Source organism: Limnobacter sp. UBA3528 (genome assembly GCF_002377005.1).
Taxonomy (GTDB): Bacteria; Pseudomonadota; Gammaproteobacteria; order Burkholderiales; family Burkholderiaceae_B; genus Limnobacter.
Genome location: NZ_DFOZ01000015.1, coordinates 1 through 7,760, shown reverse-complemented (window position 1 = coordinate 7,760; position 7,760 = coordinate 1). Strand labels below are relative to the sequence as shown.

At 52.7% G+C, this 7,760-nt stretch carries 7 protein-coding genes; 3 read left to right on the top strand and 4 right to left on the bottom strand.

The window, feature by feature from the left end; genetic code table 11:
- Nucleotides 1-110 precede the first annotated feature (110 nt).
- Nucleotides 111-668, bottom strand: a complete 558-nt coding sequence (gene greB / locus B4N58_RS03870; protein ID WP_008251783.1) for a transcription elongation factor GreB — start codon at nt 666-668, stop codon at nt 111-113.
- Nucleotides 669-770: 102 nt separating this feature from the next.
- On the opposite strand from greB, the gene B4N58_RS03865 reads away from it, so the two are divergent.
- Nucleotides 771-2,489 (top strand): EAL domain-containing protein, encoded by a 1,719-nt coding sequence (locus tag B4N58_RS03865; RefSeq protein ID WP_291745989.1) that lies wholly within the window; start codon nt 771-773, stop codon nt 2,487-2,489.
- Between the two features lies 1 nt (nt 2,490).
- Here B4N58_RS03865 and B4N58_RS03860 read toward each other — a convergent pair whose 3' ends face one another.
- Genes B4N58_RS03860 through B4N58_RS03850 form a run of 3 tightly spaced genes read right to left on the bottom strand, consistent with a single transcriptional unit; the run spans nt 2,491 to nt 5,233 of the window.
- The gene (locus B4N58_RS03860) at nt 2,491-3,630 is read right to left on the bottom strand and encodes a protein-glutamate methylesterase/protein-glutamine glutaminase (RefSeq protein ID WP_008251779.1); all 1,140 of its coding nucleotides are present in this window, start codon (nt 3,628-3,630) and stop codon (nt 2,491-2,493) included.
- A gap of 11 nt (nt 3,631-3,641) precedes the next feature.
- Entirely contained in the window at nt 3,642-4,244 is a 603-nt protein-coding gene (locus B4N58_RS03855) for a chemotaxis protein CheD (protein WP_008251774.1), read from the bottom strand.
- Nucleotides 4,241-5,233, bottom strand: a complete 993-nt coding sequence (locus B4N58_RS03850; RefSeq protein WP_008251773.1) for a CheR family methyltransferase — start codon at nt 5,231-5,233, stop codon at nt 4,241-4,243. The genes B4N58_RS03855 and B4N58_RS03850 overlap by 4 nt, the downstream gene beginning before the upstream one ends.
- A gap of 180 nt (nt 5,234-5,413) precedes the next feature.
- Between B4N58_RS03850 and B4N58_RS03845 the strand changes: the two genes are divergently transcribed.
- Together B4N58_RS03845 and B4N58_RS03840 are read left to right on the top strand one after the other, a co-directional pair.
- Nucleotides 5,414-6,952, top strand: coding sequence for a hybrid sensor histidine kinase/response regulator (locus tag B4N58_RS03845; RefSeq protein WP_291745981.1), 1,539 nt, complete (start codon nt 5,414-5,416; stop codon nt 6,950-6,952).
- Nucleotides 6,945-7,574, top strand: coding sequence for a response regulator (locus B4N58_RS03840; protein WP_291745979.1), 630 nt, complete (start codon nt 6,945-6,947; stop codon nt 7,572-7,574). Before B4N58_RS03845 ends, B4N58_RS03840 begins: the two co-directional genes overlap by 8 nt.
- Nucleotides 7,575-7,760: the final 186 nt, after the last annotated feature.

The following is a 7,760-nucleotide window of genomic DNA, read 5'->3' as shown; positions in this document are numbered from 1 at the left end:
CCAAGTTTTCGGGCAGCGGTGACCCTTCAAGTTCAGATCAGAAATCACCCATGCCGAATTGGCCGCAAACCGCAACGCCGACCATTCAAGTTCGGCTCTCAGTCACCCAGTCAATCAATCACATACCGCACTTCGACAATCTCAAGCTCATCGCGCCCTGCCGGTGTCATCAGTTGCACAACATCGCCCTCTTTTGCCTTCAACAAAGCGCGGGCCACCGGAGAAATCCAGCTGATGTGCCCCTTGGCGGTGTCCACTTCATCGACCCCCACAATTTTCACAGTCAGCTCTTCACCCTTTGAATTGATGTAGGTGACCGTAGCACCGAAGAAAATACTCTCAAGTTCTTGCTGTGTGGCTGGGTCAACTACCTCTGCGATCTCAGTGCGCTTGGTGAGGAAACGAATACGACGATCAATTTCACGCAGGCGTTTTTTGCCATACAGGTAATCTCCATTTTCGGAGCGATCTCCATTGGATGCTGCCCAGGAGACGACCGACACCACCTCGGGTCGCTCGGTTTTCACAAGGTGGGTGAGTTCGTCGCGCAAACGGCGATAGCCTTTTGGCGTGATGTAATTTTTCAAGCCCTGGGGCAAAGCCGGGCCCGCGTCGGGGCCATCGTCCTCAAATTCTGAATCGTTTTCTTTCGTGAAAGCCTTGCTCATGTCTTTTCTCGTGAATTGCCCGACTAGACAGCCTCTGCAGAAGTGTGCAGGATACAGGAAAGCGGTCGTTTCTTTGCCAATAACACCATCATAAAACCTTCAATGACGATAGAACAGGAAGCGCCCAGAATCATTGTTGTCGACGACAGCGACGATGACTTTTTACTGATCAAGCGGCAGCTGACCAAAACCTGGAACACAGCCATTGTCCGGCACGCCCACAGCGAGGAGACGCTGAAAACAACGCTGGAAGACATCGAACCAGACCTGGTGATTTGCGACTATTCCATGCCGCAACTGACGCACGAGAGAGCCATTGAAATGGTTCAGACCTTGCGACCCGACACGCCGATGATCCTGCTCTCGGGATTGGCCAACGATGCCTTGGGCGTGCAAGCCATGCACGAGGGTGTGCGGGATTATGTCGAGAAGTCCAAACCCGAGCGGCTGATTCCTGCCGTACGCCGGGAGATACACACCCACAGGCTTCGCCGTGAAAAACTGCTGCTTGAGCAGGCCCACAGGCGTGCTGTGTATTTTGATGCAGGCACCGGGTTTTTGAACCGCCAAGGTTTGGTAAAAACTTTATCGGGGTTGAGCACGAATTCTGGCGATGACAACGATCTGTGCCTGTTGAGCGTAAATGTGTCGAGAAACCAGGCGCGACGCCCGGAAGTGGACCCACGCATTCGACGCAATATGCTGGAAAAAATTGTGGAGCGAATTCGGGACACGTTCAAGCAGGACATTCTTTGCCGTTGGTCTGACAATGTGCTGGTGGTGTTAACCAACAAGCTGGACTGGAGTGCTGACAGCATCTTGATTGCAGACACCCTGTGCGAATTTGAAGCCAACCTGAATCGTGTATTCACAGTCGACAACATTGCGGTGCGCCCCAATATGCGCTTGGGGCTGGCGCGCCCCGGTGTGCATGGTCAACATGCAGCCGAGTTGGTGACGCATGCGCAGTCGGTGGCCCATGTAATTGAGTCGCGTGGACTGGAACTTCTGAATGTTCTGGATCCGGAAATTCATGACCTTGCCAAGCGCCGAAAAACCATTGAACTGGGCTTGGCCAAAGGCATTGAAAGCAACGAGCTGGTGCTGGATTTTCAACCCATTGAAGACCTTAAAACAGGTCGTATTTGTGGTCTTGAGGCCCTGGTGAGATGGACCCACCCGGAATTGGGTCGAATCATGCCCAGTGAATTTATCGGTGTTGCCGAGGACTCAGGCTTGATTGATGCCTTGGGTGACTGGGTGATTGAATCAAGCAGCAAGAAAGTTCTGGAACTGCACCAGCAAGGGCACATGCTGTGGTGCGCAGTCAATTGCTCGGCAGGCCAGCTGCTGAATCCGGAGTTTCCGGCCAAAGCCCAACAAACGATTCGAAATGCGGGGCTTGACCCCAAATGGATTGAGTTTGAAGTCACTGAATCTGCGGCGATTGATGACATGACACGCACGGTGGACGCGCTGAACAAATTGAAAGCACAGGGCTCGCAAATTGCGATGGATGATTTTGGTACCGGCTATGCCTCGCTGAACTACCTGCGCCAACTGCCTGTGGATGTTCTGAAAATCGACAAAAGCTTTGTGATGGATTTGCTGGAGGACAAGAACAGCCACATGATTGTGAAAGCTGTGATTGACCTTGCGCATGCACTTGGCCTGATTGTGCATGCGGAAGGCATTGAGACCGCGGAGCAGCGGGAAAGCCTGATTCAGATGGGCTGCGACAGGCTGCAAGGCTACTGGTTTTCACGCCCGATGGACTTGGACAGCCTGAAAAACTGGTTGGCGAAAGCCGAACGTCTCTGAGTTAAATCCGTACGGCTGAGCGTCCGCCAATTTTCGAGAGGTAATCGAGTAAGCGCTTGGCAATCAGGTTCAGTGGCACCACTTCGTCGGCAGCGCCCAAGGCGATTGCTTCCCGTGGCATGCCAAACACCACAGAGCTGGCTTCGTCCTGACAAATGTTGTAGGAGCCGGCTTTTTTCATGTCAGCCATGGCTTGAGCACCGTCTTTACCCATGCCGGTGAGCATGATGCCCACGATATTGCGCGGCGACACTTCCTGCCCCGATTTGAACAACACTTCCACCGAAGGGCGATGACGGTTGACTGGCTCGGAATCAGACAGCTGACAAATGTAATTGGCGCCACTGCGCCCCAACAGCAGGTGTTTGTCGCCAGGCGCAATGTAGGCATGGCCTGGCAATACGCGCTCACCGTGCACTGCTTCTTTTACTGTGATGTTGCACACCTGGTTTAAGCGATCTGCAAAACTTTTGGTAAAACCAGCGGGCATGTGCTGGGTAATCAAAATCGCGGGGCTGTCTTTGGGCAGTTGCTCGAGAATGACTCGTATGGCCTCAGTGCCTCCGGTGGAAGAACCAATCAACACCAGCTTTTCCGTGGCTGCGAAGCGATTGCCCAGCGCATTGTTGATGGGCACAGGCTTGGCCACTTCTGCTGGCACTACCATTCCAGTCACCGGATCCATTTGTGCTGCAGCGGGCTGCGCGGCTGGTTTGGGTGGCAGGCGGTTCAGGCGAAAACGGGCTGCGTACGCAGCACGAATTTTGTCGGTAATTTCGTTGGCATAGTCGATCATGCCTTGGCTGATGTCCAGTTTGGGTTTAGTCACGAAATCAACTGCTCCAAGTTCAAGGGCGCGAAAGGTTACATCGGTTCCACGCTCGGTCAATGTGGAAACCATCAACACTGGCGTCGGGCGCAAACGCATGATCTTTTCCAGAAACTCAATGCCATCCATTTTCGGCATTTCAATGTCCAGTGTAATCACATCGGGATTGAATTTCTTGATTTGATCCCTGGCGATAAATGGGTCCGGGGCGGTGGCCACGGTTTCCATGTCGCGCTGTGAATTGATGATCTTGCTCATCAGGTTTCGGATCAAGGCCGAATCGTCTACCACCAACACTTTGATTTTGTTCATCTCACTGGCCCTTAGAAAAACACAATGTCGCCATTGACGGGGTCTTTGTTGATCTTTTCGCTGTAGCGCTTTTCCTGCTGCAAGGCGGCTGAGTTGGCACTGGCCACTCGCTCAACACGCACAGCGCTGGTATGGGTATTGAAACGAATACGGCGGCTGTGTGGACCACCCAAATCGGATGCCACCACTTTGATTTTGTCTTTCTGCAGAAAGTCGATCACGAACTCTGCGTTTCGGCGGCCCACATGCTGTGTGTTCAAAGCACCGGTAATATTGGCGCCACCAAATACCTTGGCACTGAGGTGCTCTCGCTTTGCGCCCATGGTCAACAAGTCATTGATCAGGCATTCCATGGCGTACAGACCGTATCGCAATGATTTGGTTTTGTCGCCAAGGCTGCGTGCCTCGGAGGGCGAGTCGGGCAACATGAAATGATTCAGTCCTCCGATTTTTCGATGGCTGTCCCACACACATGCAGACACACAAGAGCCCAACAAGGTAGCAATTTCAGCAGGAGCCCATGACACGAAATAATCGCCAGGCATGATGACTTTTTTCACCAGCGAAGGTGAACAGTGTGAGGCAGCAGGAGAGGTTAGCAGCCCAGCGCTCATGCGGTAACCTGACGTGGCTGGCCTTCACCGCCGGCGCCGGTTTTCGCGGCCTTGTCGGTGTTGACGGTGTACACGGTTTTGCCACGCAAGGTGAAATAGTCTCGCGCCATGGCGAAATTCTCGGAGTGACCTGCGTACAACAGACCGTTTGGATTCATCAGGGGAGCAAACCGCTTGAGAATCTGTAGCTGCACGTCTTTCTCAAAATAGATCATGACATTCCGACAGAAGATGGCGTCAAAGCCGGGTCGCAGGGACCAAACATTGTCCATCAGGTTCAGCTTTCTGAATGTCAACAATGCTTGCACCTCGGGGCGTACACGAATCAAGCCCTCACTGTCACCTTTGCCTTTCAGAAAATACTTGCGCAGTATTTCATCCGGAATCTTGTCGACCTGGTCCATGCGGTACACACCTTGTTTGGCGTGATCCAGCACTTTGGTGTCAATGTCGGTGGCCAGAATTCGCACTGGCGGATTCATGCTGTTGAAGGCTTCCATGGCAGTAATGGCCATGGTGTAAGGTTCTTCACCAGTGGAGGCTGCACTGCACCACAATTCGATTCGCGCGTTGCGTGAGAGTGATTGCAACTGCTTTTTCAGAATGTCGAAATGATGTGCCTCACGGTAAAAAGAAGTGAGGTTGGTGGTCAGCGAATTGGTGAAGTGCTCCCATTCCGGGTTGCTTGAGTTGGACTCAAGCGCATCCAGATAGGTGGAAAACCGGCTGTGGTTACAGGCGCGCAAGCGGCGGGCCAATCGGCTGTACACCATGCTTTGCTTGCTGGGTGCCAGTGAAATACCTGCAATCTTCAGGATGAGCGCGCGCACACGTGCGAAGTCCTTGTCATTGAATTCAAACTCACGGTCGGCATTGTCATCGCTCAGCAAGCTGCGATTGACCGCTGCGGCGGCCTGTTTGGCACCGGCGACGGCATCGTTGGCATATTGCGCTTTGGAGAATTCAAATTTCACGGGGGGTCGGTTCATCAGGGCCTTTGTCGCGGGGTTAACACAATTTGGGAGGTGCCCCGACGCGAATGAGTTCTATACCCTGATATGTTCCGATAAGATGAATAAAATAATGCAAGGATTAAAACCTTGAAAGGGCGTTATCTCTCGCTTTGATCCTGCACACAACAATAAAAACCAACAACAAGCGAACAGACGATGAGTGAATCCAGAGGACTACCCCCTTCATTGCTGGACATCAGTAATTTTTCAGATGGTGGATTGAAAGTACTGGTGGTAGAGGACAATGATTCGGACTTTGAGCTGATGTGTTATCGGCTCAAACAAGGCGGGTTGAAGTACACGGCAACGCGGGTAGACCGCATCGAAGACCTGCGAAAATGCCTGGAACACGAGGAGTGGCAGGTGGTGATTTCTGATCACAACCTGCCCGGCTTCGGTTCTGAGGAGGCCCTGCGCGTGGTGCGCGATTCGGGGCTGAATATTCCTTTCATCATTGTGTCAGGCAGCATTGGCGAACATGTGGCTGTTGAGGCCATGCGTGCTGGTGCCGACGATTATTTGATGAAAGACAAAATGGCGCGCCTGGTGCCTGCGATTGAACGATCACTGCGAGCCGCGAATGAACGTCGAAGCCTGGCTGCTGCCGAGCTTGCGCAGCGGGAATCTGAACGTCGATTTGCAGCCATTGCAGAGAACATTCCAGGCATTATTTTTCAAATGCAGTCGGGCCCGTCAATGCCCCGACCCACTGTGCCGTTTGTGAGCGAAGGCGTGGTACGCCTGTTTGGTGTGCCCCCCAGGCTGTTTCTTGAGAATCCGCATTATTTCTTTGAGCAGTTTGAACCCGACGATGCTGCAACCCTTTTTGAGCTACTGATGGATCCACCCAAACCAGGTGTGCCTGTGAGTTGGGAGGGTCGAATCAAAAATTACGGAAAACGTGATTCGCGTTGGGTGTATATGAACACTGTGGCCAAACCACGTGGAAACATGTTTGTTTGGGACGGCGTGTTACTCGACATTTCGGATCGCAAACAGGCCGAAGAACGCTTGCTGAATGCACAAACCGAGTTGCGCCTGGTGACCACCGAGTTTGAGAAACGACGTGAACAGGAACGCGGGGCAATAGCCCGTGAAATTCACGATGACATGGGTGGATCGCTGACCAAGCTGAAAGCGGATGTGGCCTGGCTGAACAAAAATATGCCCGCTGATTCTGCGGTGCAGGAAAAGCTGGATGACATGCTGGAGCTGATTGAACATTTGCTGGCCAGCAGTCAGCGGATTGCCAAAGATTTGCGCCCTGGAATTCTGGATTATGGCTTGATCCCTGCCCTGGAGTGGCAGATGAACGACTTTCAGAAGCGCACCCAGATTGAAGGCACCTTTCAGTGCAATGTTGAAGAGCTGGACCTGGACAGCGAGCAAAGCACGGCTTTGTTCAGGATTTTGCAGGAGGCCCTGACCAACATTGTGAAACATGCACAGGCCACACGGGTTGACGTGGAACTGTTTGTAACAGAAAGTGAATTAACACTGGAGATTCGTGACAACGGTCGCGGAATCGAGAATACTGACAAATTAAAAGAAACATCGTTCGGCCTTCGTGGCATGCAAGAACGGGTTGCAGCCTTCGAGGGGTGGGTCGATGTCAGCGGATCCTTGGGATCCGGGACAACGGTCATGGTTTCCATACCAAGAAGCATTCAGACAGGTGAGGCGGGAAATGATTAAGGTGCTGCTGGCAGATGACCATGCATTGCTTCGGGGAAGCTTGAAGCAGTTGCTGGACGACACAGGATTTGTACAGGTGGTGGCCCAGGCGGGCGAATATTCGGAAATCATGAAGGCCATGACTTCCCACACAGTTGACCTGGCGATTCTGGACATATCAATGCCTGGCAAAAACGGGGTGGACATTGTCAAGATTCTGAAAGACAAATACCCGGCCCTGAAAATCCTGATGTTGTCGATGCATCCGGAAGATCAATACGCGGTGCGGTGCCTGAAGGCTGGCGCGTCGGGGTATCTGACCAAAAATACAGCCCCTGAAAAACTGGTAGATGCGATTCAGGTGATTGCAGCGGGTCGCAAATACATTACGCCTGAGCTGGCAGAATCGCTGGCGAGCCACCTGACTGAAGATTCCGAAAAACCCCTGCATGCCTCACTAAGTGACCGTGAGTTTCAAACCATCCGCATGATTGCTGCGGGCAAGAAGCTGAGTGAAATTGCGGATGAACTGTCACTTAGCCCCAAGACTGTGAGCGTGTACCGGGCGCGGATTCTTGAAAAAATGCGCATGAAAACCAATGGTGAACTGACGCGCTATGCGTTGGAGAATGGGCTGATCTAAGCTTGCTCGGCCGTTCGTTAGCTGCCCGATCATCGGCTTGGGTTCCGATCTCTCTCGGAGCTTTTTAATCGCCCACTCGGCTTGGGCTCCGATCTCTCGCCAGAAAACCTGTATTTCCCTTTTTGATATTCACCCTGACTCACCTCGCTCGGCAAAAGGGCTGGCCGAGTCTCGGTGCCGGCCCAT

Coding starts and splice junctions, on each gene's coding strand:
- B4N58_RS03865 (WP_291745989.1), top strand. CDS start 771: ATGACGATAGAACAGGAAGCGCCCAGAATCATTGTTGTCGACGACAGC.
- B4N58_RS03850 (WP_008251773.1), bottom strand. CDS start 5,233: ATGAACCGACCCCCCGTGAAATTTGAATTCTCCAAAGCGCAATATGCC.
- B4N58_RS03845 (WP_291745981.1), top strand. CDS start 5,414: ATGAGTGAATCCAGAGGACTACCCCCTTCATTGCTGGACATCAGTAAT.
- B4N58_RS03855 (WP_008251774.1), bottom strand. CDS start 4,244: ATGAGCGCTGGGCTGCTAACCTCTCCTGCTGCCTCACACTGTTCACCT.
- B4N58_RS03860 (WP_008251779.1), bottom strand. CDS start 3,630: ATGAACAAAATCAAAGTGTTGGTGGTAGACGATTCGGCCTTGATCCGA.
- B4N58_RS03840 (WP_291745979.1), top strand. CDS start 6,945: ATGATTAAGGTGCTGCTGGCAGATGACCATGCATTGCTTCGGGGAAGC.
- greB (WP_008251783.1), bottom strand. CDS start 668: ATGAGCAAGGCTTTCACGAAAGAAAACGATTCAGAATTTGAGGACGAT.